Here is a 24,469-nt window from a genome sequence, read left to right as displayed (position 1 = left end):
ACAATCATGAAAACAATAAAAATTGGTACACGTCAAAGTCCGTTAGCGCTTTGGCAAGCCAATAAAGTTGCTTCTATTCTTGAGGCAAAAGGTCATCCAACAGAAATCGTTCCGATTACTTCTGAAGGCGATGCAAATCTAAAACAACCCATTTATTCATTAGGTTTAACAGGTGTTTTTACGCGTTCATTGGACATTGCTTTGTTGAATGATCAAGTAGATATTGCGGTTCATTCGTTGAAAGATGTGCCAACTGTTTTACCAGAAAAATTAGAGTTGATTGCATATCCAGAACGCGCAAGTTCTGCGGATATTTTGGTGTACAAATCGGAAGATATTTTCGAGAAAAAACATCGTGTTATCGCTACTGGATCTTTGCGTCGTAAAGCATTTTGGAATCATAAATATCCAAATGATACGATTGTAGATTTACGTGGAAATGTGCAATTACGTCTGAAAAAGTTGCAAGATAATGCAGATTGGGACGGAGCTGTTTTTGCTTTTGCAGGTTTGGATCGTTCAGAAATTTTAGATGAATTGGCAGAAAAAGGTCTTCATTATAAAGTGATTGATTGGATGATTGCTGCACCATCACAAGGAATTTTAGGAATTGTAGCCAAAGAAGGTTTGGATTTGAGTGATATTAATAATCCTCAATGTGAACTTTTTGCAACGGTAGAACGTCAATTTTTGAATGTTTTAGAAGGTGGTTGTACAGCGCCAATTGGAGCATTAGTTGAGAAAATTGATGAAGAAAATTACTCCTTCAAAGGAGCAATTTTAACCATTGATGGACAAGAAATGATTTCAATCGAAAGACAATTCAAAGCAGATGAATATTTGACGAAAGGTCGCGAATTTGCTGAAGAATGTATTGCACAAGGTGCAGCAAAAATGATTGAACAAATAAAAAAAGAAATCGGAACGAAATAGTGCGAACGAAGGTTTTATTCACGAAGTTAATTTCTTCTGAATTGCTTGAAAAAGAATTTGGAACTGATGTTGAGGTGGTTTGTAAACCAACTTTACAAATCGATTTGACTTCGAAAAATGAAATTTATGCACAGATTGATGAATCCGTTCATCAGTTTATCGTGACGAGTCAAAATACTGTAAATGCCATTCAAGATTTGGAATTGAATGGTCATTTTTTTGTTGTTGGAAAAAAAACGGCAGAAAAACTAAAAGCGCAAAACAGAGATGTTGTGTTGGTTGAAGATTATGCAGAAGATTTAGCTTCGAAATTAATTTCAGGAAATTATTCTCCGAAATGGAATTTCTTATGTGGTTCTTCCCGTCGAGATTTGTTGGTGAATGAATTATCAAAAGCAAATCACGAAGTCAATCAAATTATAACATATCAATCAGGGCAAATTGTTTATCAATTAAATGAAACATTTGATGTGTATGCTTTTTTTAGTCCGTTGTCATTCAAAGCGTTTCATCAACAAAATGAAATTTCAGAAAGTTCGCGTATTTTTACAATCGGAAATACAACAACTTCTGCGATAGAAGAAGTTTATCCAAATCATGAAATTATAACTGCGCAAACACCATTGGTGGAAGTAGTTATTGAAAATATAAAAAAATACATCAATGATAAAAAATGATTTGCTTTTAAAAGCATTGAGAGGTGAGGATGTAGAGCGTCCGCCAGTGTGGATGATGCGTCAAGCAGGACGTTATTTACCAGAGTTTATCGAATTGAGAGATAAATATGATTTCTTTACACGTTGTCAAACGCCAGAGTTAGCGGCTGAAATTACAGTTCAACCAATTCGTCGTTTTCCGTTAGATGCAGCAATTATCTTTTCAGATATTTTGGTTGTGCCACAAGCAATGGGAATGAATTTCGAGATGAAACCTGGTGTTGGTCCTTGGTTAGAGAATCCTATTCGTACAGCTCAAGATGTAGAAAAAGTTTATATTCCTGATGTTGAAGAAGAGTTAGGATACGTTTATGCAGCGATGGATATTACAAAGAAAGAGTTGGACAATAAAATTCCGTTGATTGGTTTTGCAGGTTCGCCTTGGACATTGTTGTGTTATGCAGTGGAAGGTCGTGGTTCTAAATCTTTTGATCAAGCGAAAGGTTTTTGTTTCCAAAATCCAGTTGCAGCACACCAATTATTAGAAAAAATTACACAAACAACGATTCAATATTTGTTGAAAAAAGTGGAACATGGTGCAAATGTGATTCAGATTTTTGATTCTTGGGGTGGAATGTTATCGCCAAAAGATTATGATGAATTTTCTTGGAAATACATCGAGCAAATTGTAAACGAAGTTTCTAAAGTAGTTCCTGTAACTGTTTTTGCAAAAGGTTGTTGGTTTGCTTTAGAGAAAATGGCAGATTCTAAAGCATCTGCTTTGGGTGTTGATTGGACGATTACGCCACAATTAGCGCGTGAGTTTACAGGTTTCAAAAAGACGTTACAAGGTAACTTTGATCCTTCTCGTTTGTTATCGCCACCAGAAACTATTCAGCAAATGGTAAAAGAAATGATTGACGATTTTGGTCCGTATAAATATATTGCCAATTTAGGTCACGGAATTTTACCAAATATTCCAGTTGAAAATGCACAAGCTTTTATAGAAGCTGTTGTAGATTATAAAAGAGATTAAGAAACTCTATATAACAAGAAAACCTTCCGAATGGAAGGTTTTTTTATTTTATGGTCTTTTTTGCTTCGGTCCAATAATTGATTTGATTAAAAATAAATAATGAAATAGTAATCATATCAGATACAATTTCTACTTTTTCTTGATGTGAATAATTTTCGAAATTACCTATCTCTACACGAAATTTTACATTTTCAATATTAGGAAAGGTTTTTATTCTTTCTAAATGTTCGTTACTAAAATGAATAAAGCCACAGTATTTTTTGTATAAAATTTTTATTTCTGGAAATTTTTTTGAAATTTGTTCAACTAAATAAGCATCATTGAAATTCTTTTTTAAAATGCTATCGCGGAATTTTCTGATTTCTTTTCCGTCTAATATATAATCAATATAACTATCGTCTTTAGCAACTAGGATAGAATTATATCTAATTAGATTATCCATTTGTATTCTAATTAGATGAGTTGCAGAGTAAAAATTATTTTCTTGAAATAATAATCTAAAACCTTCATTAATTGACATAGCTCTATTTAAAATACTAAGAGCAATAAAATCAACTTTCATAGCTTTATATTTAAAAATTTCTTTAGCCAAATTTTTATAATCTTCAGTTAATAAATATAATTTATCAACTAGATCATTTAATTCTTCTTTATTAATTTCAATATCCATGAATCAAATATACAAACAAATTACCTTTATTGATTTAGATGATAATCTCCATTTTAACAGAAAATTAAAAGAAATCAATTTTATATTCGATAGTTTTAGTATATTTTAGTAGAAATATTAATATCATAAGTAAACTACATAAAAGAATAAGATGAAAAAGGGTATATTTTTGATGTCAGTTTTGGGTGTTCTTTTCTTTGTTCAGTCATGCGAAACGAAGAAAGAAAATGCTGACTCAACAACTAAAGAAGTTGTAAAACAAGATACAGTGCAAGCTGTTGCAGAGCCTGTTGGAAATCCTACAGATGTTAAAGCTGACCCAGGAACTTTCCAAATTAAACCTTTGAAATATGGTTACGATGAATTGAACGAATACATTGATGCAAAAACAATGGAAGTTCATTTCTCTAAACATTATTTAGGATACATCAACAAATTGAATACAGCGCTAAAAGAAGCAAATATCAAATCGAATGATATTGTAGATATTTTGAAAAAAATGGATATGAATAATGCTGCTTTACGCAACAATGCTGGTGGATATTACAATCACATGCTATATTTTGATATTATGTCTCCAACGCCACAGAAAGCCCCTACAGGAGATCTTAAAGCGAAGATTGAAGCAACATTTGGTTCTACAGAAGAATTAATCAAACAATTGGACGAAGCGGGTTCTAAACGTTTTGGTTCTGGTTGGGCTTGGTTGGTTGTGAAAGCGGACGGAAGTTTGGCGGTTACAAGTACAGCAAATCAAGATAATCCATTGATGCCAGGAGCAGAGATCGCAGGAACGCCAATTTTAGGAATTGATGTTTGGGAACATGCTTACTATTTAAAATACCAAAACAAACGCGATGATTATTTGAAAGCGTTTAACAATGTTTTGGATTGGAAACAAGTTGAAGAAAATTATAAGAAAGCAAAATAGTCTTTCTAATTACAAACAAAAAAGCTTCTCAAATTTTGAGAAGCTTTTTTGTTTTATATATGAATAATCTTAATTCTTAATCAAGGATTGTGTTTCTGTTGTTCCATCTTCATTAAAAACGCGAACAATGTATTTTCCTTTTTTCAAACTTTGTACGTTAAAGTTTGCTTTTTGGCTTCCGTCTAATTTTTTATTCATCACTTCATTTCCAATAATCGAATATATCGACACCGAACTTGCCTTTGATGGATTGTCAAATTTTATTGTAAATGTAGAACTCGCAGGATTTGGATAAATACTAACAGAGCCTTTATCCTGATCAAATCTCGACTGAGCTGAAGCAGATGTTATGGTGAATAAAAATATAGTTATAAATAGTATAAAGTGTTTCATATGCTTGTAATCCTAACAAATATAAAAATAAATAATTATAAAACAAACATTTCAAAATATATACCAAACAAAAAAGTGATGCTAAAATTTAGCATCACTTTAAGATATATAATAAAAATTATAAACTTATTATAAGCTTATTATAAGCTGTAACGGATAAATCCAGTTACTTTCAAGTCAGCGTTAACAGCTTTAACGATATCTTGAACAGAAGTTTTTCCGTCTTTGATTGACGCTTGGTGAACTAATGTATTCTCTTTGAAGAATTTTTGTAATTTACCTTGAGCGATGTTTTCAATCATGTTTTCTGGTTTACCTTCTGCAACTAAAGTTTCTCTAGCGATAGATAATTCAGTGTCAATTACAGATTGAGCAACAGAAGTTTCATCTAATGCTACTGGGTTCATAGCAGCAACTTGCATAGCAACGTCACGAGCTACTTCAGAAGCACCTTCTACGTTAGCAGATAAAGAAACTACAGCACCAATTTTGTTACCAGCGTGGATGTAAGAATTAACGATAGCACCTTCGATAGCTTGGAAAGTACCAATTTCGATTTTTTCTCCAATAACACCTGTTTGCTCAGTTAATTTTTCACCAACTGTAATTCCTGCGAATGGTAAAGCTAATAATTCTTCTTTAGAGTTAACTGTCAAAGCTAAATCAGCGATTTCGTTAGCCATAGCAACGAAAGCTTCATTTTTAGCAACGAAGTCAGTCTCACAGTTCAAAGCGATAACGATACCTTTAGTTTGGTCAGCGTTAACTTTAGCGATAACTGCACCTTCTGTAGAATCACGGTCAGCTCTTTTAGCAGCTACTTTTTGTCCTTGTTTACGTAAAACTTCTACAGCTTTATCGAAATCTCCACCAGCTTCTTCTAAAGCTTTTTTAGAATCCATCATTCCCGCACCAGTTGCGTTTCTTAATTTACTTACCTCAGCGGCTGTTGCTTTGTAGCTCATAGTAATATTTTTATTTTGTTTCTTAATATTTTAAATAAAAGTAGCTCGTACACCACAAAGTGGTGTAGGAGCTACAAGGTATATTATATCGATGAATTGATCATCAAGTTAATGTTAAGCTTCTTTTGTTTCAGCTCCTTCTTCTTTACCTTCTTTTGCTTTTTCTTTTTCTGCTTTACGTGTAGATAAACCAGCTTTGATAGAATCAGCTACTGTAGATAAGATGATATCGATAGATTTAGAAGCATCATCATTTGCAGGGATTGGGAAATCTACTTGACGAGGGTCAGTATTTGTATCAACCATTGCAAAGATTGGAATACCCAATTTTTGAGCTTCTGCTACAGCTATGTGCTCACGTACGATATCTACAATAAATACTGCAGATGGTAAACGTGTCATATCAGCGATAGAACCTAAGTTTTTCTCTAAAGATGCTCTTTGACGATCAACTTGTAATCTTTCTTTTTTAGATAGTGTTTCAAACGTACCGTCTTTTTTCATACGATCGATTGAATTCATTTTTTTAACTGCTTTACGGATAGTAACAAAGTTAGTTAACATCCCACCAGGCCAACGTTCTGTAATATAAGGCATGTTGATTTCTTCAGCATGCTTAGCTACAACATCTTTTGCTTGTTTTTTAGTTGCAACAAAAAGAACTTTACGTCCAGATGCAGCAATTTTTCCTAAAGCTTCAGATGCTTCATCTAATTTCACTGCAGTTTTGTGAAGATCGATGATGTGGATTCCGTTTTTCTCCATAAAAATATAAGGAGCCATAGCCGGATTCCATTTTCTTGTTAAGTGACCAAAGTGCACACCAGCACCTAATAAGTCCTTTACATTTACTTTTGCCATTTTCTTTTTTTTAGTTTACGTTCCGTTATCTCAACAAGCAACAAACAAGTGGTCGAAGAATTCTAGCCTTATTTGTTTAGATGCTAAACCAACGGAAAATGGATTTTTTAATGAATTGAATAAATTAACGTTTAGAGAATTGGAATTTCTTACGCGCTTTCTTTTGACCGAATTTTTTACGTTCAACCATACGTGGGTCACGTGTTAATAACCCTTCTGGTTTTAATTGTAAACGAAAATCTGCGTCAACTTCACATAAAGCTCTAGAAATAGCTAAACGAATTGCTTCAGCTTGACCAGTGATTCCACCACCAAATACTTTGATATCTACATTGTATTTCTCTTTTGTACCAGTGATTAAAAATGGTTGTTCTACTTTGTATTGTAATACTGCTGTAGGGAAGTAGATTGCTAACTCGCGCCCGTTAATGAAGATTTCTCCATTACCTTCTTGTAAGTATACACGAGCAACAGATGTTTTTCTACGTCCGATTTTATGAACTATTGCCATGGAATTAGATTATAAATATTCGTTAATATCGATTTGTTTTGGTTGTTGAGCTTCGTGATTGTGCTCAGTACCAACAAATACATGTAAATTAGTCAATAATTTACTACCTAATTTATTTTTAGGTAACATTCCTTTTACTGACTTTTCGATTAAGCGTACAGGATCTTTTGCAAAAACTTCTTTCGCAGTTAATGATCTTTGTCCACCTGGGTAACCTGTGTGACGGATGTATAATTTGTCATCCCATTTGTTACCTGTTAATTGAATTTTGTCAGCGTTTAAAACAATTACATAATCTCCACAATCTGCATGAGGAGTGAAGTTTGTTTTGTGCTTACCTCTGATAAGCTTCGCAACACCTGACGCTAAACGACCTAATGATAAGTCAGAAGCGTCCACAACTACCCATTCTTTCTGAGCAGTTTCTTTGTTGGCTGATGAAGTTTTGTAACTTAACGTGTCCACTATCTTGATTTTTAATATTTTATAAATTACCGACAATCCGATCGGGGTGCAAATGTACAAAATGATTCTGTTTTCCCAAAAGATTTTAGGAATTATTCGTCATTTTGATGGATTTGTACCATTTAGATGGTTGTCAAAACGTTTGCAAAATTACGTTAATTAATTGAATATCCAATATTTTTTTCGAATTAGACGTTCTATTTAATCGATTGATTGTATGAAAAAGAATTCGTTTTATTGTTTAATCAATTAAGTATGACGCTAAACAAAATTTAAAAACCGTGCAATTCAAAATTTAAATTGCACGGTTTTTTTTATTGTAAGATATCTTATTTTAACCTCTTGAGAAAGGTAAAATAGTTTGAGTTGTAGAACCTAAACCTTCAATTCCATATTCGATAACATCTCCTGGTTTTAGCCAAACTTGAGGTGTTTTTCCCATTCCTGATCCTGCAGGTGAACCTGTAGAAATAATATCTCCAGGTAAGAAAGACATAAATTGAGATAGGTAAGAAATTAATTTAGGAATACGGTAAATAAAATCACTTGTATTACCATCTTGCATTAATTCTCCGTTTAATTTTAACCAAACACGTAAATTATTTACATCCTCGATTTCGTCTTTTGTTGCAATAAAAGGTCCAACAGGTGCAAATGTATCACATCCTTTTCCTTTGTCCCAAGTTCCTCCACGTTCTGTTTGGAAAGCACGCTCAGAAATATCATTAATTAAGGCATAACCATATACGTGATTCATTGCCTCTTCTTCCGTTACATTATTTGCTTTTTCACCAATAATAATACAAAGTTCTGTTTCCCAGTCCATTTTTGTAGAACCATTTGGTTGCATAATTCCGTCTTCTGGTCCGTTAAACGATTGATTAGCTTTGATAAACATAATCGGTTCTGCTTGTTGTTGTAAACCTGTTTCTTTTACGTGATCATCAAAGTTAAGACCTACACAAACAATTTTTCCTGGGCGAGTTAAAGGTGTACCAATACGTACATCATCTTCAACTAATGGCAAGCTGTTAATGTTAAGCTCGATATATTTTTGTAAAGTTTCTTGTTTTTCTGTATTTCCAAAAAAATCATCATCATAAATAATTCCTGATGCTGAAACATCGAATTTTTTCTCATCGATGATTACACCTGATTTCTCCTGACCTTTTGGTCCGAATCTAAAAATTTTCATCTTCTTTATATTTTTTCCGCCACAAATATACGACGTATTGTTTTTTGATTAAATAAATAAAAAAAGACATCTGTCATTAACAGATGTCTTATAAAGATAAAAAATAATTATATTTATTTAAAATTATTTAGCAATTCCTCTCGAAATTACAATTTTTTGAATTTCTGATGTTCCTTCGTAAATCTGAGTAATTTTTGCATCGCGCATCATACGTTCTACATGATACTCGCGAACATAACCATTTCCTCCATGAATTTGAACGGCTTCCGAAGCAACTTCGTTCGCTGTTTTAGAAGCAAATAGTTTTGCCATTGCACCAGAAATAGAAATATCTTTTCCTTCGTCTTTCTCAACCGCAGCTTTAAAACATAACATACGAGCAGCTGTAATATTAGTTGCCATATCTGCTAATTTGAATGCAACAGCTTGGTGATTGATGATTTCTGTTTTGAATGCTTTACGAATTTTTGCATAATCTAACGCTAATTCATAAGCACCTTGTGCAATTCCTAAAGCTTGAGAAGCGATACCAATACGTCCTCCGTTTAAGACATTCATTGCGAAAGCAAATCCAAATCCGTCTTCACCAATACGGTTTTCTTTTGGCACTTTAACATCATTAAAGAATAATGAATGTGTGTCAGAACCACGGATTCCCATTTTTTGTTCTTTTGGTCCAATTTCGAAGCCTGCCCATCCTTTTTCTACGATGAAAGCATTGATTCCTTTGTGACCTTTTTCTGGATCAGTTTGAGCGATTACTAAATAAGTAGAAGCTGTTCCACCATTCGTAATCCAGTTTTTTGTACCATTTAATAAATAGTGATCTCCCATATCTACCGCAGTAGTTTTTTGAGAAGTTGCATCAGAACCAGCGTCTGGCTCAGATAAACAAAATGCTCCAATCACTTGACCAGAAGCTAATGGTACTAAATATTTTTGTTTTTGATCTTCGTTACAATATTTTTCCATACCAGCACAAACCAAAGAGTTGTTAACTGACATGACAACAGCAGCAGAAGCATCAACTTTAGCTATTTCTTCCATTGCAATGACATAAGAAACACTATCTAAACCAGATCCTCCGTATTTTGGGTCAACCATCATACCTAAGAATCCAAGTTCTCCCATTTTTTTTACTGCATCAGTTGGGAAAGTAGATGTTTCGTCGCGTTCGATAACTCCTGGTAATAATTCGGCTTTAGCGAAATCACGAGCAGCTTCTTGAATCATTAATTGTTCTTCCGATAATTGAAAATTCATGTGATTATATTATTTATGGTTTTTATTATTTTATGATTATGACTTTAAATTTTTATTCAAATTTTAGAGAAAAAACAAATGCTCTGGTTGATAATGAATTTAAACTTCCTGTCCAATATGGTACTGTTATTTGACTTCCAGGATTTCTAGGGTCATCTATAGTAGAATTATCAGGAACAATTTCATTATTAAAGAAGAACATACCTTTTAGAGCTGGTGTAAGTTTAAATCGTTTGAAATAAATTTCAACTCCAATTTCTGCTTGCCAGTTAAAGTTATTCGTTGTTGTTCTGAAAACTCCAGTAGCGTTATCGTCTTCTTTATTTTCGTTCGATTGTAAATTCATTAGATAACCCAAACCTCCTTGAATATATGGACGTGTATTGAACCAACGATCTCCGTGAAAGTTAAGTAACAATGGGATTTCGATATAAGTAGATTTTACTTCACGCATCACTTTAGATGGATCATCAATAGTTTCACCAGTTACTGGATCTAAATAGTTATTGAAATGTAAAATACGTTGCGCAAAATGCAATCCTGGTTCTGATTTTAAATCAATATAATCATTTACTCGCATTTTTGCGATTAATCCAACAGAGAAACCAGCTTTACTTTCTTGATCTAAATAAACTAAACCGTGTTCATTTACTCCATCATCTTCTGGAATTTGAGGAGTTCCTGGCAATGGATTTGTTTGTGCTTTTGGAACAATCTTGTAACTCATCATATTAGTTCCCAAGAAATATCCAAAACTAAATTTTTTCTGATCAGTTTCAGTTCTGTTTTCGCTTCTGTCATTATTAGGGCGAAACTGCGCATTTGCAATGCTAGCAACAGTTAACGATAATGCGATGATTAGATTTTTTCTCATAGACTTTCAACGAATAACAAGCAAATTTATTTTATACTCTTATAAATGCTTGCAATACCAAAAGTAAGTTTTTTATCAATAGGTTGTGTAAATTTTACACTTTTCAGAATGTTTTTCATTTCTTCTCCATGTGGAAAAGCACGAACTGAATCTGGTAAATAGGTATAAGCACTTTGATCTTTCGAAACCATTTTACCAATTGCAGGTAAAATATTTTTAGAATAAAATGTGTACAACTGTTTCATTGGAAAAGCTGTAGGATAAGAAAATTCTAAAATAACGAAAGTTCCTCCAGGTCTTAAAACACGATTAATTTCTGCTAAACCTTTCTCTAGGTTTTCAAAATTACGAACACCAAAAGATACGGTTACACAGTCAAAAGTGTTATCAGGAAAAGGTAAATTTTCCGAATCACCTTGTACCATTTCGATACGATTTTCTAATCCAGCTTCTTTTACTTTTTTGCGACCAACTTCCAACATTCCGTTAGATAAGTCTAATCCAGTAATTTTTGCATCGGTATTTTTACCCATCATAATTGCCAAATCTCCTGTTCCAGTCGCGATATCTAAAATCGTTTTTGGTTGAGAAGCTTTTACCATTTTGATAACATCTTTTCGCCATTGAATGTCGATTCCCATTGATAAAACACGGTTTAATAAATCGTATTTTGGCGAAATATTATCGAACATTTGCTCGACTTGTTTCTTTTTATTTAGATCTGATGCTTCGTAAGGAGTTACTGCATCGTGTTGATGATTTGCCATTTTGTAAAGTTATAAAATCTAAATCTTATTCGTAATTCTCGAAATAAAATTGTTTAAAATCTTCTTTGTTAAATATTTTGNNAATCAGTTGCTTTCTCGCTTCCACTACTTTTTATGAACATTTTAGGATAATCTTGATCGATGTTATAGTAAAAGTTTTCGATGTATAATTGAGAAGATTTTTCGATAATTCCGTGATAAATCTTGTTATCTATTGCAATATTGTTTGATAAAAAGATAGAATCTTTATTTTTTCTAACACCATAAGGTCGTGTAAATGTATAATATTCTTGATGCGTTGGATTTATAAAACCATTTGCTCTCGTAATATCTACAACTGTATCTACATTTTTGTTATTAAAACTATAAACGATATGCGCTTTTCCTTTTTTCAAGTCTACTCTTGCATTTTGTTGCGGTGCAATTGTAAAATCTTTATCGTTAATTTTGATTGTCAAGGTTTTGTTTGATGGATTGTCAATCACATACCCATCTTTTTTGCTCAAAAAAGTGTTATAAACAACAACGATCAAAGCAGCTAATCCACAGACGATTAAAAGACCAATTAATGAAGGATTTTTTTTCATGCTGCTAAATTAATTATACTTTATTAATTTCGGCATGAGTTATTACATATTTTTCATGACTATTTTAATGAAATGTGTAACTTTGTCGCTATTATTTTTTTATTAAAATTGAACAATATTAATATGATAAACTCTGTAATTACAGGTTCTGGACACTATTTACCAAATAGAATTGTTACGAACGAAGATTTTGTTAACCACGAATTTTATGACGAAAGTGGAAATCGTTTGGATAAAACTGGTGAAGAAATTACGCGTAAATTTGAGGAAATTACAGAAATCAGAGAAAGAAGATATGTAGAAGATGATTTATTAAATTCTGATATCGCAACTTTTGCTGCTAAAAAAGCAATTGAAGAATCTGGCGTTAATCCAGAAGAATTAGATTATATAATCGTTGGGCACAATTTTGGAGATATTGATCCTGTTGGTCATCAAATTGATATTATGCCGTCAATTTCGGCAAAAGTAAAACACAATTTAGGAATCAAAAACCTAAAATGTAAACCTTATGATATGACATTTGGTTGTCCAGGTTGGATAGAATCATTGATTTTAGGACATCAATTTATTCAAGCAAATATTGCAAAGAAAGTTTTGGTAATCGGTTCTGATACGTTATCTCGTGCTGTAGATCCGCATGATCGTTCTGCGATGATTTTTGCAGATGGAGCAGGAGCAGTTGTTTTGGAAGCGAAAGAAGCTGATTATAAATATGGAATCATCAATCACGAAACGTTAAGTTATACAGGTGATGAATTGGCTTACTTGACAAATGGACGTTCTGCAAATCCAGATTATAAAGGTTCAATCAAAACAATTAATATGAAAGGTCGTAAAGTTTACGAATTCGTATTAAAAAATGTTCCACCAGCAATTAAAGAATTGTTAGATGAAACAAATTTATCAATTACCGATATTGATAAAATTTTATTGCACCAAGCAAATGCAAAAATGGATCATGCAATGATAGAGCGTTTATACAAATTATATGGTGTAGCTGTACCAGAAAAAATTGATCCAATGACGGTTCAATTCTTAGGAAATACATCTGTAGCAACGGTTCCTACAATGTTTGATTTAATAAAAAAAGGAGAATTAGCTCCTCATCAATTTCACGCAAATGATATAATTATTTTAGCTTCTGTTGGAGCTGCAATGAATGTTAATGCAGTGATTTATCAATTCGAAAAATAAAAACAAAAAACACATATACTATTGTGAATACATTCGGAAGACTATTTAAAATTTCAACTTTTGGCGAAAGTCATGGTGTAGCGATTGGAGGTGTAATTGATGGCGTTCCAAGTGGAATCGAATTAGATTTTGATTGGATACAAGCGCAATTAGATCGTCGTAAACCAGGACAATCTGCAATTGTGACACAACGAAAAGAACCAGATACAGTACAATTTCTTTCAGGTATTTTTGAAGGAAAAACAACAGGTGCTTCTATCGGGTTTATTATTCCGAATGATAATCAAAAATCTCACGATTACGATCATATAAAAGACGTTTTTCGTCCTTCTCATGCCGATTTTACATACGAAACCAAATATGGTGTTCGCGATCATAGAGGTGGAGGAAGAACTTCTGCGCGAGAAACGGCTAATTGGGTTGTTGGTGGTGCTGTTGCAAAACATGTGATTCCAAATATCAATATTACAGCTTATGTAAGCGGAGTAGGTGAGTTGAAGTTGGATAATGATTATTCTACATTAGATTTTTCTAAAATTGAAGAAACGGCAGTTCGTTGTCCAGATCTAGAAATGGCAGAAAAAATGATTAATCGTATCAAAGAAATTCGCAAAGAAGGTGATACAATTGGAGGTGAAGTAACTTGTGTTATTCAAAATGTGCCAGTTGGTTTAGGTGAACCAATTTTTGATAAATTGCATGCACGTTTAGGACAGGCGATGATGTCGATAAATGCCGTAAAAGGTTTTGAATACGGCGAAGGTTTTGCTTCTACATCGATGAAAGGTTCAGAAATGAATGATCAATTCAACCAAGATGGAACAACAAGAACCAATTATTCTGGAGGAATACAAGGTGGAGTTTCAAATGGAATGGATATTTATTTTAAAGTTGCTTTCAAGCCAGTTGCGACATTAATGCAAGAACAAACAACGTTGAATGCAGATGGCAAAATGGTAGAAATGCATGGAAAAGGTCGTCACGATCCTTGTGTTGTTCCAAGAGCCGTTCCTATTGTAGAAAGTTTAGCTGCGATGGTTTTGGCTGATATGTTGCTGATACAACGAACAAGAAATATATAAACAAAAAACTCCAACCTTTAAAGTTGGAGTTTTTTGTTATTGTCATTCTGAATGCAGTGTTAACGAAATGAAGAATCTGAGATTTTTCGACAAGCTCGAAAAGACAAGTATTTTTTGTTCTTAATAATTCTTAACCAAAATCCTTCATTTCTTTTCGATAAGTTTCTCCAATTGGTAAAATTTTCTGATTGAGATAAACAGAATTTCCATCAATAGAAGTTAAAAAATCAAGATTGATGATATACGAACGATGAATTCTTTTGAAATGATTTGGTAATTTTTCTTCGAAAGATTTCATAGTTTCTAAGACTAATATTTTTTCAGTTTTGGTATGAATTCGAATATAATCTTTCAAACCTTCAATGTAAATTAAATCTGAAAAATTAATTTTTACTTGCTTTCCATCTGCTTTTACAAACAAATAAGTCGACTGATTTTTAGTTGATGTCGTTTGAAAAAAATCAACATATTTTTTTATAGAGGCATCAAAACGTTCTTTCGTAATAGGTTTCAATAAATAATCAACCACATGAAAATTAAAACTTTCTAAAGCATAATCTTGATAAGCTGTTGTGACAATGAATTTCTGAGAATGATCAAGGATTTTCATCAACTGAATTCCAGTCAATTCGGGCATTTGAATATCTGTGAAAATAAGATCAACTTTATTATTTTTGAGAAAATCAATTGCTTCAAAAACTTCAGTTGTTGCAAGTGAAACAATTAAATTTTCATTTTCAGAAGCATGTTTTTTCAATAATTCAACAGCTAAAGGTTCATCGTCTAAAATAATACACTTAATTTTCGTCATTTAATGGAATTTTTAAGTAAATATGAAAGGTTTCATAATCGTTTTTAATTTCGAAAGTATAATTATTTCCGAAATAATAATTCAATCTTTTTTTCAAATTCGTTAATCCAATTCCTGAAGTTTCATCTTTTTGATGTTGATTAATTTTATTTGAAACGGAAATCTCAAGGTATTCAGAATTAGTTTTTAAATTGATTTTAATTGGATGATTAATGTCTTTTACAACACCATGTTTTATTGCATTTTCGATTAAAGGCGAAATAATATATGGATGAATTAATTTTTTAGAATTCTCAATCAAAAATTCTTTTTCGACATAAAATTTTTCTCCATAACGAATCTGCTCCAAATCTAAATATTGATTGATGTAATCAATTTCTCGTTCAATTTCTATTTTATCTTTATTGGTTTCGTAGGTTGTAAAACGCATAATTGCACTCAAATTTTCGATTGCTTTTAACGAATGAGGAGAATTTACACTCACCAAACTATAAATATTATTGAGTGTATTAAACAAAAAATGAGGATTTATTTGAGATTTTAAAAAAATAATTTCAGCTTCTTTTTTCTCTTTTTCAATGATGTTATTTTGTTTTAGTGTATGGATTGAATGAAATGTCATCCATAAAAAAAGTGACGAAAAAACGATAAAAGAACCATAATGTAAATTGTCGTAAATGTAAAAACTAATCGTTGTTCCTTCAAAATAATTGACTTTATGGAACAAAAAATCTGTAATAATTTGCTCAATAAAATAACGAACAATAATGAATGTTGTAAAGGAACATACTATAGAGAATAATATCGATTTCCAATTTATTTTTTTAAGAAAATAGGGGGCAATAAAAAAATAGATAATAAAAATTGTAATTAACTGAACAATATACATTGTTGATGCAAATAATGTAATTGATTTAAAAAATGAATTTCCGTTAGTTAGATTAACTAATCCAATTGTTATGTAATCAAACAGAATGTAAATAACCCAAAAACCTAAAAGTATAAATACGCTTTTTTGATTTGAGAAGCTTAAATTTTTTTTATCATCTTCCATTGTTTTTGTTTTTTGTAAAATTAGATTCTTTTCTACATAAAAGTGAAGTGATTCGTCGATTATTCAAATGGGTTAGTCGATAAATAAAAGTCAATTTTTTCAGAATCATAGAAATTTGAATCATAATTAAAAATTAACTCAAATGAAAAACTTATTTATTGCAATTGCTACATTTATTGGTACTATGAATTTATCTGCTCAAACAAAATATCAATTTCAAACAAAATTTGATGATGCTATTCCAGTTCTTAATATGGGAACTTTTCACATGGGATATACTCCAGATGCAAGTACGACTGAATTTGATGAGAATAACCAAGATAATGTTCGTCAAATACATGAAATAGCAAAGCAGATTGCGGCTTTTAAACCTACAATTATTTTAGTTGAACAAAATCCTTCTCGCAATAAAGTGTTGAATAAACTTTTTCAAGATTATTTACTTAATCCTAAAATGAAGTTTGAAAATCCAAACGAAGTTGAGTTATTGGCTTATGAAGTTGGGAGACTAAGCGGATCGAAGAAAATTTACGGAATTAATTATCAAGAAGATTATCTTTATATGCTTGGTGATTTGTTGAAAGAGCAAGATGATTCGATTACATTCAAAAGATACATTGAAATGTTCCGAAATAATGAATCGAAAAATGGAGTAACAAAAAAAGATGTAAAATTAAAAGAGTTATTGCAGTACTATAATCAACCAGAATTTTTAGATTTTTCTGTTGCAGTTAATGCGGATATGTTAACGACGGTTTCATACAAAAAATATCCAGTAGGAGCAGAGCAAGCGGCGAAATATTATCATAGAAATTTAGCTATGTTCTCAAATATGAACAATGTGCCGATTACAAAAGACGATCGTATTTTTGTATTAATGGGTGCTACGCATACGGCTTTCTTCAAAGATTTCTTACGACGTTCGCCAAAGTTTAAAGAAGTAAATACGTTAGATTATCTAAAATAAAAGCATAAAAAAACCTCGCAATTGCGAGGTTTTTTTATATATAGTTGAATAATAATTATTCTTCTGTAGATGGAGCTTCTTCTGTAGCAACTTCTTCTGATACTTCCTCTTTTTTCGCTTTTTTGTCGTTAGCGTAAATTGGGTTATCGAAGTTAAAGAAAGAACCTTCTTCTTTATTAGCGTTAGCTGCTTTTTGAGCATCTAATTTAGCTAATTCTGCTCTAGTTTTAGCAGCTTCTTCAGCAGCTTTGATAGATGCAGCATCTGGTACAATTTCAAATCCGAAATCTACTTCAACATCTCTGTGGAAACGAACTTTAGCTTCGTATTTTCCTAAACGTTTGATAGTGTTTCCAGGGATTCTAATGTTTTTCTTCTCGATTTCAACACCAGCTTTTACTAAAGCTTCTGCTAAATCTGCATTGTTGATAGATCCAAATAATTTGTCTCCAGAACCAACTTTAGCGTCGATTTTAACAACTAAACCATCTAATTTAGCTGCTTTTTCTTTTGCTGCAGCGATTAATGTAGCTTCTTCTGCTTTACGAGCTTCTAAAACTTCGTTTAATGCTTTTACGTTATTTGGAGTTGCAACTGATGCTAATCCACGAGGGATTAAGAAGTTACGTGCGTATCCAGGTTTTACTGAAACAACTTCAAATTCAAAACCTAAACCTTCTACATCTTGTCTTAAAATTACGTTCATGATATTTTAATATTTAGGTTATTATTTTAATTGATCACCAATAAATGGCATTAATGCTAAGTGACGAGCTCTTTTGATCGCTTTAGAAACTTTTCTTTGGTATTTTAAAGATGTTCCTGTGTAGCGACGAGGTAAAATTTTACCTTGCTCATTCACGAATTGAATTAAGAAATCAGCGTCTTTATAGTCAACGTATTTGATTCCAAATTTTTTGAAACGACAATATTTTGAGTTTGATTGTGTTTCGATATCTAAAGGAGATAAATAACGGATTTCTGATTCGCTACCTCCAGCTGCTTTTTTTGCTAAATCGTCAATTGCCATAGCTTTGCTTATTTGTTAGAGTTAGACTTTAATTTTGTTCTACGTTTTTCTGCCCAGTCCATACCGTGTTTGTCTAATTTCACAGTTAAGAAACGGATTACACGCTCATCACGTTTGTAAGCAACTTCTAATTGAGAAACTAACTCGTTATTGTCTGATTTAAATTCTACTAAGTGGTAGAATCCATTTCTTTTGTTTTGAATTGGGTAAGCTAATTTTTTTAAGCCCCAGTTCTCTTTTGCTACGATTTCACCACCGTTAGCAGTAACAAAGTCATTGAATTTATTAACTGCTTCCTCTACCTGAGAATCAGATAGAACGGGAGTCAAAATGAAAACAGTTTCGTAATGTGTCATTTTTAACTTCTTTTAAGTTATTATTTATACTAAAATTCGAGGTGCAAATATATAAATAATAATCCAAATATTACAAATGAATATTTATTGAATTTTTATTAAAACCTTATTTATTGAATATTATCGTTTTATCATATTGATCTTCAAAAAATATTGACTTTTTTTAAAAAAAATTTGCAGTTTAAAAAAAGTAGCTTACATTTGTCAACATAAAAGGCTAATGGCTTTTTCATAGGTTTAGGTTGGTTAAGGTTAAAACCCTCGTTTCTGCGAGGGTTTTCCTTTTTTTTCTAAAAACATCTTCTTAAATTTGGTCATAATAATTAATGTAAAATTTTATGACAACAAAATACAATCCTATTCCAAGCGAGTTATTCGTAAAGAACAGAGCGAAATTTGTAAAAGCAATGAAACCTCGTTCTCTTGCTATTTTCAATTCTAACGATATTTATCCAATTTCTTCAGATTCTACGTTACCGTTTGCACAACATCGTGATATTTTTTATTTATCTGGAGTTGATCAAGAAGAATCTATCTTATTAATTTTTCCTGACGCTTACGATCCTAAATATAAGGAAGTATTATTTGTTCGTGAAACAAACGATCATATTGCAGTTTGGGAAGGAGAAAAATTATCAAAAGCTCAAGCAACAGAAGTTTCTGGAATCAAAACTGTACTTTGGTTACAAGATTTACCAAATGTTTTGCGCAAATTGATGGTAGAAGCAGATAATGTTTATGTAAATAAAAATGAGCATTATCGCGTAACAGAAGCACCTCAAGTAGAAACGCGCGAAGATCGTTTTGTAAAACAATTGAAAGTAGATTATCCTGGACATACTTATTTACGTTCAAATCCTATTTTGCAACGTTTACGTTCTGTAAAAGAACCAGAAGAAATTCAATTGATTCAACAAGCGTGTGATATCACAGAAAAAGGTTTTCGTCGTATTTTAAATTTCGTAAAACCTGGAGTTTGGGAATTCGAAATCGAAGCTGAGTTTGTTCACGAATTTCTTCGTAATCGTTCAAAAGGTTTTGCATACACGCCAATTATTGCGTCTGGAAATAATGCAAATGTGTTGCATTATATTCAAAATAATCAAGAATGTAAAGATGGTGATTTGATTTTGTTTGATGTTGCAGCTGAATATGCAAATTATTCATCAGATATGTCACGTACAATTCCAGTTAATGGAAAATATACAAAACGCCAACGCGAAGTTTATGATGCAGTTTTACGTTGTAAAAAAGAAGCGGAAACGATGTTAGTTCCTGGGAATAATTGGTACAAATACCACGAAGAATTAGGAAAAGTTTATACTTCTGAATTGTTAGGTTTAGGTTTGTTGGATAAAGCAGATGTACAAAACGAAGATCCAGCTTGGCCAGCTTACAAAAAATACATGATGCATGGAACGTCTCATCATATGGGATTAGATACACATGATTATGGTTTATTGACTGATGATTTTGTGGCTGGAATGGTTTTCACAAACGAGCCAGGATTCTATATTCCAGCAGAAGGTTTTGGAATTCGTTTGGAAGATGATTATGTAATTCAGAAAGAAGGAAAACCTTTCAACTTGATGCAAAATATTCCGTTAGAAGCAGAAGAAATCGAAGATTTAATGAATAAGTAATCTTTCATTATATTAAATGATAACAAAAATGGAACTCAATATTGAGTTCCATTTTTTATTTTAAAGAATATTCTTAATCATTTTCTGGCGCATCATGTGATGGAATGTCATCTAAATCTAACATTTCTTTTGCAAGAGCAATCATACGTGGCGTTCCGGTATGTTTATTTTTTTCGTCCGAAAGTTTTACAACACCTGTCCATTTTATATCAATAGAAGAAATTTCGGTCAATTTCATCACGATATTCATAGGTTTTAAATCAGTGTCGTTTGTTAAGTTGGTTCCAATTCCAAATGATAATCCAATTCTTCCTTTGAAAGCTTTTGTAATCATTTCCACTTTTTCTGAATTTAATCCATCCGAGAAAATAATCGTTTTGAATAAAGGATTGATGCCCATTTTTTCGTAATGCGCAATTGTTTTTTCTCCAAACTCAATCGGATCTCCAGAATCATGACGAACACCATCAAATAATTTAGATAATTTTTTATCAAATTGTCCAAAGAAAACATCCGACGTATAAGTGTCAGTCAAAGCAATTCCTAAATCACCATAATAAACTTTTACCCAACGATCTAAACTGATTGAATTCGCGATTTTGAATCCGTAACGTGCACCATGAAACATAAACCATTCGTGAGCGTGTGTTCCAATTGGTTTTACACCATATTTATGCGCAAAGTGAACATTCGAAGTTCCAACAAAGCTTTTTCCTTTATGGTTTGTTAATTCTTTCATTACCACATCATGAACTTCGTAACTGTGACGACGACGGGTACCAAATTCCGCAACTGTAACGCCAAGACGATTGTATAAATCAACTTTATCGCTTGTACGTTTTGTGATTTCTTCGTTAGAAATGCGTTGCGCATTTGTTAATTTATAGAAAATTTCACTAATCAAACACAAGATTGGAACTTCCCATAAAATAGTACGATACCAATATCCTTCTACGTGAACTTCTACATCAGTACCGTTTTGAGTGATTTTTACTTCATTTGGATCATAGCGATAACCTTGCAAAAAATCTAAATAAGCAGGACTTAAATAAGGGCAATTTATTGTGAAAAAATTTTTTTCGTCTTTGGTTAAAGAAAGCGAAGCCATTGCATTGATTTCTTTTTGCAGTTCTTCCGCAAAACCTTCAGGAAATTGATGTTCACCACGGTTAATGAATTTATAGCGCGCCATTACATCTGGATACAATTTTGTAACGCCAAATTGCATGGTGAATTTATAGAAATCGTTATCGATAATAGATTTTATTATACTCATTTTTTAGGTTTAATTCTAATACATTTTGAAATTTAAAGATAAAAAAAAACCATCAATACAGATGGTTTTTGTAAGATTATCTTATTTTGAAGATAATTATTCTGTTGTTCTTTTTTCGATTTTAGGTAATTCGAAATTGAAAATTATAGTTGCATCTCTATAAGCTGAAAATTCAGTCAATCCTGTGCTTGTAACATAATATTTGTTTCTCGCATAAGCTAAACGAGAAGGTAAAATAATTACACCTTGAAAGTTATACAAGTCAGTTGTAGCACGTTCAGTTGTTTTGAAATGTTTTAATCCTTCTACAAAGTTTTTTAATTCGATGTGTTCTCTTTTTACCCCATTTTTAATTTCAGTTGCTGTTGGTGTAAAGTAATAAAAAGTTGGATCTTGCGTAGCAGAACCATCTCCAGTATTTATACTTGAGTAATAAAACTGATCCAAAGAACCATATTTTCTTTTGTAGTCTGTACTATTTGTTGCAACAAAATATGTTGAAATAGAACTTAGATAAATAGAAGTACTATCATTAGAAATAATAGTTTTTCCTGTTCCTTTATGATTAGGATTTTCGGCATACCAAATTCCTAATTCATCTTGCTTTGCTAAAGATTTTAATGTTGGATAAGCATCATCTTCGTTTCCTTTGATGGTATCAAATTTTGTAAGTACACCTTTAGAGTTGAAGTAAAAATCTTCCATGTATTGTTGAATCGCTTCATCATCTAATGCATTACGTTCTTCAACTGGAATCTTAGTTTCTTTATTCACACCGTTATCATCATCATTATTACATCCTACTAAAACAGCAGAACATGCAATTAAAGTAACGAAGAATTTCTTTATCATGTTATTTCGATTTATATTGCGAATTTAGAAAAAATATTAGTTTAACCTAACAAATATTCAGTTTTAAATGAGATTAGATAAATTTCTTTGGAGTGTTAGATATTATAAAACGAGATCTTTAGCGGCTGATGCGGTTAAAAAAAATCGTGTAAAAGTAAATGGAGATGTAGCAAAAGCGTCGCGAGATATAATTCCAGGTGATGCGATTGAGGTGAGAAAAGATCAAATAAATTTATCTTTTAAAGTATTGCAAGTGCCAAATAATAGAATTGGAGCTAAATTATTAACCTTACATATTGTGGATACAACGCCAAAAGAAGAATATGATGTGTTAGAGCTTCGTAAACTTTCGCAAGATTATTATCGTGAAAGAGGTGAAGGTCGACCAACGAAAAAAGATCGTCGAGATTTGGATGATTATTTAGAAGAGGGAGGAGAAGATACTGAAGGTATCATTATAAAAGGAGAAGATTTGGATTAATTCCAAATCTTCTCCTTTTTAAGATGTTTCATAATTTCGTCCAAAATCTCTAATGTACTTTGGTTTGAAATGCTGATTGTATATTTTGCCTTTTCATAATATTGATTGCGTTCAAATAAATGTTTCGCAATAAACTCCATCATTTCTTCATTAGAAAGATGAGCAATTAAAGGTCGAGTTTCTTTTTTATTTTCCAATCGTTTCACCAATTGCGGTAATTGTACACGCATGAAAAATGAAATTGAATTGTTGGCAATCTCATTCATATTATCGTAATAAACAGGAGTTCCACCGCCTAAAGAAAGCACAATGTTTGTTGAAGTCAGAACTTCTTTTAAGGCTTCTCTTTCTTTTTTACGAAAACCTAATTCGCCTTCTTTTTCAAAAATCTCACTAATTTTTGTTTGATATTTATTTTCGATAAAATCATCAAGATCGATAAATTCGAAACCCAATGCTTTGGCTAAATCTTTTCCGGTAGTCGATTTTCCGCTACCCATATATCCTACTAAAGAAATAATCATGATTAGTCTACTGGTAAGTCTTCTGAATAAAAAATAGTTAATCTCGCATATCCATCAAACGTATCAATTTGATATGAATACGTATTCTCCAAACGTCTTGCATCATAACGTTCAACATTATAAGTTACTTGATAATCTTCGTTAGTAACGATTGAATTTGAATGATGGTATTTAGATTTTGGCGCATCTTTTTTGATTTCTGCTCTATATTGATTCAAGAATTTAATAGGAAAAGAATATGTTAATTTATAAACAATCTCTTGCGAAACCTGTATTGCTGTTATTTTATTCAAAAACATCGTTCCTTGATTATTGTTTTTAATCTTCAAAGAATCTAAACGATCTGAATTTTGAATGTATAAATTTTTTCCAAGTTTAGAAACCTTGAAACAACGATCATTCAATTTTTGATGAATAATCTGTGGTTGATCTTTTATTAATTCCTTTAATTCTTTCAATGCAAAATTAGACAAATGTGCATCTTTTGTTTCCTGATTACAATTGTTTGCATATTCAGAATCGGGTACGTCTGCCTCTGGGTTGTCAGATTTTTTACACGACACTATCGAAAACAAAGCAATAATAATATATAGTATATTCTTCTTCATTCTAAAATTTCAATCTTTAAATAGCGTTCCGAAAATAATTTCGGTTCACATAGATTTAGATTTGCTGGATGACAAATATAGTATATAAATCATTTATCAAATATATAAAATGATGTTTCTATGGCTTATTTTTTCAGTTTTCTTATCCGAAATTCTATCTTTCAAAAAAAAACTAAAAATTTATCTAAATTTAAGTTCTTAAAACCGAAATGATTAATTAATAAATTGTAAAAAACTTCACAAAACGTTTGTTAAATTAGTATTAAACGCCCTATATTTGCACTCGATTTAAGAAACCGACCTGGTAGCTCAGTTGGTAGAGCACAACACTTTTAATGTTGGGGTCCTGGGTTCGAGCCCCAGCCAGGTCACTTAGTCAAAACGTTCTTTTTTATATAAAAAAATAAAAACGTCTTTCGTTTTGTAAACTCAGATATAATCGTATATTTGCAGTCCGAAAAAACGGAGACCTGGTAGCTCA

The 24,469-nt window shown here is 31.8% G+C and carries 27 protein-coding genes, 1 tRNA gene and 1 pseudogene; 10 read left to right on the top strand and 19 right to left on the bottom strand.

Translation table 11 applies throughout. The features are described from left to right. The first annotated feature begins 6 nt into the window (after positions 1-6). From hemC to hemE, 3 genes are read left to right on the top strand one after another with little or no spacing between them, the layout of a single operon-like run. A complete protein-coding gene (gene hemC, locus B4L98_RS02475; RefSeq protein ID WP_221854357.1) occupies positions 7-933 on the top strand; it encodes a hydroxymethylbilane synthase in 927 nt (308 codons plus the stop codon). After that, a complete protein-coding gene (locus tag B4L98_RS02470; RefSeq protein ID WP_181816324.1) occupies positions 933-1,610 on the top strand; it encodes a uroporphyrinogen-III synthase in 678 nt (225 codons plus the stop codon). Before hemC ends, B4L98_RS02470 begins: the two co-directional genes overlap by 1 nt. Next, entirely contained in the window at positions 1,597-2,625 is a 1,029-nt protein-coding gene (hemE, locus tag B4L98_RS02465; protein WP_291077460.1) for a uroporphyrinogen decarboxylase, read from the top strand. Before B4L98_RS02470 ends, hemE begins: the two co-directional genes overlap by 14 nt. 43 nt (positions 2,626-2,668) lie before the next feature. Here the strand turns inward: hemE and B4L98_RS02460 are convergent, their stop codons facing one another. Next, positions 2,669-3,295 (bottom strand): hypothetical protein, encoded by a 627-nt coding sequence (locus tag B4L98_RS02460; RefSeq protein WP_286494663.1) that lies wholly within the window; start codon positions 3,293-3,295, stop codon positions 2,669-2,671. A 151-nt stretch (positions 3,296-3,446) separates the two neighbouring features. Here B4L98_RS02460 and B4L98_RS02455 point away from each other — a divergent pair, with 151 nt between their 5' ends. Beyond that, positions 3,447-4,226, top strand: a complete 780-nt coding sequence (locus tag B4L98_RS02455; RefSeq protein WP_286494662.1) for a superoxide dismutase — start codon at positions 3,447-3,449, stop codon at positions 4,224-4,226. Positions 4,227-4,295: 69 nt separating this feature from the next. Here the strand turns inward: B4L98_RS02455 and B4L98_RS02450 are convergent, their stop codons facing one another. The 9 genes from B4L98_RS02450 to ubiE all read right to left on the bottom strand — a co-directional run bounded on the left by B4L98_RS02450 (position 4,296) and on the right by ubiE (position 11,520). After that, complete coding sequence (locus B4L98_RS02450) at positions 4,296-4,619, bottom strand: T9SS type A sorting domain-containing protein (RefSeq protein ID WP_115001418.1); 324 nt, start codon at positions 4,617-4,619, stop codon at positions 4,296-4,298. 140 nt (positions 4,620-4,759) lie between these two features. Continuing rightward, positions 4,760-5,584 (bottom strand): translation elongation factor Ts, encoded by an 825-nt coding sequence (gene tsf, locus B4L98_RS02445; RefSeq protein WP_219033598.1) that lies wholly within the window; start codon positions 5,582-5,584, stop codon positions 4,760-4,762. 114 nt (positions 5,585-5,698) lie between these two features. Next, positions 5,699-6,445 carry a 30S ribosomal protein S2 gene (rpsB, locus tag B4L98_RS02440; RefSeq protein WP_038334479.1) on the bottom strand — a complete coding sequence of 249 codons (747 nt, stop codon included), beginning with the start codon at positions 6,443-6,445 and terminating at the stop codon, positions 5,699-5,701. Positions 6,446-6,569: 124 nt separating this feature from the next. Then, complete coding sequence (gene rpsI, locus B4L98_RS02435) at positions 6,570-6,956, bottom strand: 30S ribosomal protein S9 (protein ID WP_038334481.1); 387 nt, start codon at positions 6,954-6,956, stop codon at positions 6,570-6,572. 9 nt (positions 6,957-6,965) lie between these two features. Next, a complete protein-coding gene (rplM, locus tag B4L98_RS02430) occupies positions 6,966-7,421 on the bottom strand; it encodes a 50S ribosomal protein L13 (RefSeq protein WP_038334665.1) in 456 nt (151 codons plus the stop codon). A 334-nt stretch (positions 7,422-7,755) separates the two neighbouring features. Beyond that, positions 7,756-8,616 carry a fumarylacetoacetate hydrolase family protein gene (locus B4L98_RS02425; RefSeq protein WP_125348772.1) on the bottom strand — a complete coding sequence of 287 codons (861 nt, stop codon included), beginning with the start codon at positions 8,614-8,616 and terminating at the stop codon, positions 7,756-7,758. A 123-nt stretch (positions 8,617-8,739) separates the two neighbouring features. Beyond that, the gene (locus B4L98_RS02420; RefSeq protein ID WP_115001412.1) at positions 8,740-9,879 is read right to left on the bottom strand and encodes an acyl-CoA dehydrogenase family protein; all 1,140 of its coding nucleotides are present in this window, start codon (positions 9,877-9,879) and stop codon (positions 8,740-8,742) included. Between the two features lie 52 nt (positions 9,880-9,931). Beyond that, positions 9,932-10,753, bottom strand: coding sequence for a porin family protein (locus tag B4L98_RS02415; protein ID WP_291048687.1), 822 nt, complete (start codon positions 10,751-10,753; stop codon positions 9,932-9,934). Positions 10,754-10,779: 26 nt separating this feature from the next. Beyond that, positions 10,780-11,520, bottom strand: coding sequence for a bifunctional demethylmenaquinone methyltransferase/2-methoxy-6-polyprenyl-1,4-benzoquinol methylase UbiE (gene ubiE, locus B4L98_RS02410; RefSeq protein WP_038334486.1), 741 nt, complete (start codon positions 11,518-11,520; stop codon positions 10,780-10,782). A gap of 710 nt (positions 11,521-12,230) precedes the next feature. Between ubiE and B4L98_RS02405 the strand changes: the two genes are divergently transcribed. Next, complete coding sequence (locus B4L98_RS02405; protein ID WP_291048680.1) at positions 12,231-13,304, top strand: 3-oxoacyl-ACP synthase III family protein; 1,074 nt, start codon at positions 12,231-12,233, stop codon at positions 13,302-13,304. A gap of 23 nt (positions 13,305-13,327) precedes the next feature. Continuing rightward, positions 13,328-14,386: a chorismate synthase gene (aroC, locus tag B4L98_RS02400; protein WP_115001405.1), complete on the top strand. Its 1,059-nt coding sequence runs from the start codon at positions 13,328-13,330 to the stop codon at positions 14,384-14,386. Between the two features lie 130 nt (positions 14,387-14,516). Here aroC and B4L98_RS02395 read toward each other — a convergent pair whose 3' ends face one another. Together B4L98_RS02395 and B4L98_RS02390 are read right to left on the bottom strand one after the other, a co-directional pair. Beyond that, positions 14,517-15,197 carry a LytR/AlgR family response regulator transcription factor gene (locus B4L98_RS02395; protein ID WP_219033596.1) on the bottom strand — a complete coding sequence of 227 codons (681 nt, stop codon included), beginning with the start codon at positions 15,195-15,197 and terminating at the stop codon, positions 14,517-14,519. Then, positions 15,184-15,924 (bottom strand): sensor histidine kinase, encoded by a 741-nt coding sequence (locus tag B4L98_RS02390; protein WP_291051155.1) that lies wholly within the window; start codon positions 15,922-15,924, stop codon positions 15,184-15,186. The genes B4L98_RS02395 and B4L98_RS02390 overlap by 14 nt, the downstream gene beginning before the upstream one ends. Before the next feature lie 469 nt (positions 15,925-16,393). On the opposite strand from B4L98_RS02390, the gene B4L98_RS02385 reads away from it, so the two are divergent. After that, positions 16,394-17,218: a DUF5694 domain-containing protein gene (locus B4L98_RS02385; protein ID WP_280038012.1), complete on the top strand. Its 825-nt coding sequence runs from the start codon at positions 16,394-16,396 to the stop codon at positions 17,216-17,218. A gap of 208 nt (positions 17,219-17,426) precedes the next feature. On the opposite strand, the pseudogene rplI reads toward B4L98_RS02385, so the two are convergent. From rplI to rpsF, 3 genes and pseudogenes are all read right to left on the bottom strand, one after another. Then, positions 17,427-17,924, bottom strand: a pseudogene (gene rplI, locus B4L98_RS02380) (50S ribosomal protein L9); the annotation flags it as partial. A 21-nt stretch (positions 17,925-17,945) separates the two neighbouring features. Further along, a complete protein-coding gene (gene rpsR, locus B4L98_RS02375) occupies positions 17,946-18,248 on the bottom strand; it encodes a 30S ribosomal protein S18 (RefSeq protein ID WP_019976570.1) in 303 nt (100 codons plus the stop codon). Positions 18,249-18,256: 8 nt separating this feature from the next. Beyond that, positions 18,257-18,604: a 30S ribosomal protein S6 gene (gene rpsF / locus B4L98_RS02370; RefSeq protein WP_038334492.1), complete on the bottom strand. Its 348-nt coding sequence runs from the start codon at positions 18,602-18,604 to the stop codon at positions 18,257-18,259. Between the two features lie 338 nt (positions 18,605-18,942). On the opposite strand from rpsF, the gene B4L98_RS02365 reads away from it, so the two are divergent. Continuing rightward, entirely contained in the window at positions 18,943-20,247 is a 1,305-nt protein-coding gene (locus B4L98_RS02365) for an aminopeptidase P family protein (protein ID WP_180904959.1), read from the top strand. Between the two features lie 73 nt (positions 20,248-20,320). Here the strand turns inward: B4L98_RS02365 and pncB are convergent, their stop codons facing one another. Both pncB and B4L98_RS02355 read right to left on the bottom strand, forming a co-directional pair. Next, positions 20,321-21,523, bottom strand: coding sequence for a nicotinate phosphoribosyltransferase (gene pncB, locus B4L98_RS02360; RefSeq protein ID WP_280062556.1), 1,203 nt, complete (start codon positions 21,521-21,523; stop codon positions 20,321-20,323). A 96-nt stretch (positions 21,524-21,619) separates the two neighbouring features. Next, positions 21,620-22,375 (bottom strand): hypothetical protein, encoded by a 756-nt coding sequence (locus tag B4L98_RS02355; protein WP_286494656.1) that lies wholly within the window; start codon positions 22,373-22,375, stop codon positions 21,620-21,622. Between the two features lie 67 nt (positions 22,376-22,442). On the opposite strand from B4L98_RS02355, the gene B4L98_RS02350 reads away from it, so the two are divergent. Further along, positions 22,443-22,856: an RNA-binding S4 domain-containing protein gene (locus tag B4L98_RS02350; protein ID WP_180904955.1), complete on the top strand. Its 414-nt coding sequence runs from the start codon at positions 22,443-22,445 to the stop codon at positions 22,854-22,856. Here B4L98_RS02350 and B4L98_RS02345 read toward each other — a convergent pair. Both B4L98_RS02345 and B4L98_RS02340 read right to left on the bottom strand, forming a co-directional pair. Continuing rightward, complete coding sequence (locus B4L98_RS02345; RefSeq protein WP_180904953.1) at positions 22,853-23,380, bottom strand: shikimate kinase; 528 nt, start codon at positions 23,378-23,380, stop codon at positions 22,853-22,855. The two genes, B4L98_RS02350 and B4L98_RS02345, sit on opposite strands and share 4 nt — an antisense overlap. Before the next feature lie 2 nt (positions 23,381-23,382). Continuing rightward, positions 23,383-23,988, bottom strand: a complete 606-nt coding sequence (locus B4L98_RS02340; protein ID WP_115001390.1) for a hypothetical protein — start codon at positions 23,986-23,988, stop codon at positions 23,383-23,385. A gap of 298 nt (positions 23,989-24,286) precedes the next feature. Between B4L98_RS02340 and B4L98_RS02335 the strand changes: the two genes are divergently transcribed. Then, positions 24,287-24,359, top strand: a tRNA-Lys gene (locus B4L98_RS02335). Positions 24,360-24,469: the final 110 nt, after the last annotated feature.

The sequence above is a fragment of the Empedobacter sp. UBA5528 genome (assembly GCF_002426075.1).
Lineage (GTDB): Bacteria > Bacteroidota > Bacteroidia > Flavobacteriales > Weeksellaceae > Empedobacter > Empedobacter falsenii_B.
This window is presented reverse-complemented; position numbering and strand designations above follow the sequence as displayed.

Coding starts and splice junctions, on each gene's coding strand:
- B4L98_RS02455 (WP_286494662.1), top strand. CDS start 3,447: ATGAAAAAGGGTATATTTTTGATGTCAGTTTTGGGTGTTCTTTTCTTT.
- tsf (WP_219033598.1), bottom strand. CDS start 5,584: ATGAGCTACAAAGCAACAGCCGCTGAGGTAAGTAAATTAAGAAACGCA.
- B4L98_RS02460 (WP_286494663.1), bottom strand. CDS start 3,295: ATGGATATTGAAATTAATAAAGAAGAATTAAATGATCTAGTTGATAAA.
- hemC (WP_221854357.1), top strand. CDS start 7: ATGAAAACAATAAAAATTGGTACACGTCAAAGTCCGTTAGCGCTTTGG.
- rpsI (WP_038334481.1), bottom strand. CDS start 6,956: ATGGCAATAGTTCATAAAATCGGACGTAGAAAAACATCTGTTGCTCGT.
- B4L98_RS02425 (WP_125348772.1), bottom strand. CDS start 8,616: ATGAAAATTTTTAGATTCGGACCAAAAGGTCAGGAGAAATCAGGTGTA.
- B4L98_RS02365 (WP_180904959.1), top strand. CDS start 18,943: ATGACAACAAAATACAATCCTATTCCAAGCGAGTTATTCGTAAAGAAC.
- B4L98_RS02355 (WP_286494656.1), bottom strand. CDS start 22,375: ATGATAAAGAAATTCTTCGTTACTTTAATTGCATGTTCTGCTGTTTTA.
- B4L98_RS02395 (WP_219033596.1), bottom strand. CDS start 15,197: ATGACGAAAATTAAGTGTATTATTTTAGACGATGAACCTTTAGCTGTT.
- B4L98_RS02415 (WP_291048687.1), bottom strand. CDS start 10,753: ATGAGAAAAAATCTAATCATCGCATTATCGTTAACTGTTGCTAGCATT.
- B4L98_RS02345 (WP_180904953.1), bottom strand. CDS start 23,380: ATGATTATTTCTTTAGTAGGATATATGGGTAGCGGAAAATCGACTACC.
- rpsF (WP_038334492.1), bottom strand. CDS start 18,604: ATGACACATTACGAAACTGTTTTCATTTTGACTCCCGTTCTATCTGAT.
- hemE (WP_291077460.1), top strand. CDS start 1,597: ATGATAAAAAATGATTTGCTTTTAAAAGCATTGAGAGGTGAGGATGTA.
- B4L98_RS02420 (WP_115001412.1), bottom strand. CDS start 9,879: ATGAATTTTCAATTATCGGAAGAACAATTAATGATTCAAGAAGCTGCT.
- B4L98_RS02385 (WP_280038012.1), top strand. CDS start 16,394: ATGAAAAACTTATTTATTGCAATTGCTACATTTATTGGTACTATGAAT.
- ubiE (WP_038334486.1), bottom strand. CDS start 11,520: ATGGCAAATCATCAACACGATGCAGTAACTCCTTACGAAGCATCAGAT.
- B4L98_RS02350 (WP_180904955.1), top strand. CDS start 22,443: ATGAGATTAGATAAATTTCTTTGGAGTGTTAGATATTATAAAACGAGA.
- B4L98_RS02405 (WP_291048680.1), top strand. CDS start 12,231: ATGATAAACTCTGTAATTACAGGTTCTGGACACTATTTACCAAATAGA.
- B4L98_RS02340 (WP_115001390.1), bottom strand. CDS start 23,988: ATGAAGAAGAATATACTATATATTATTATTGCTTTGTTTTCGATAGTG.
- B4L98_RS02450 (WP_115001418.1), bottom strand. CDS start 4,619: ATGAAACACTTTATACTATTTATAACTATATTTTTATTCACCATAACA.
- pncB (WP_280062556.1), bottom strand. CDS start 21,523: ATGAGTATAATAAAATCTATTATCGATAACGATTTCTATAAATTCACC.
- rpsB (WP_038334479.1), bottom strand. CDS start 6,445: ATGGCAAAAGTAAATGTAAAGGACTTATTAGGTGCTGGTGTGCACTTT.
- rpsR (WP_019976570.1), bottom strand. CDS start 18,248: ATGGCAATTGACGATTTAGCAAAAAAAGCAGCTGGAGGTAGCGAATCA.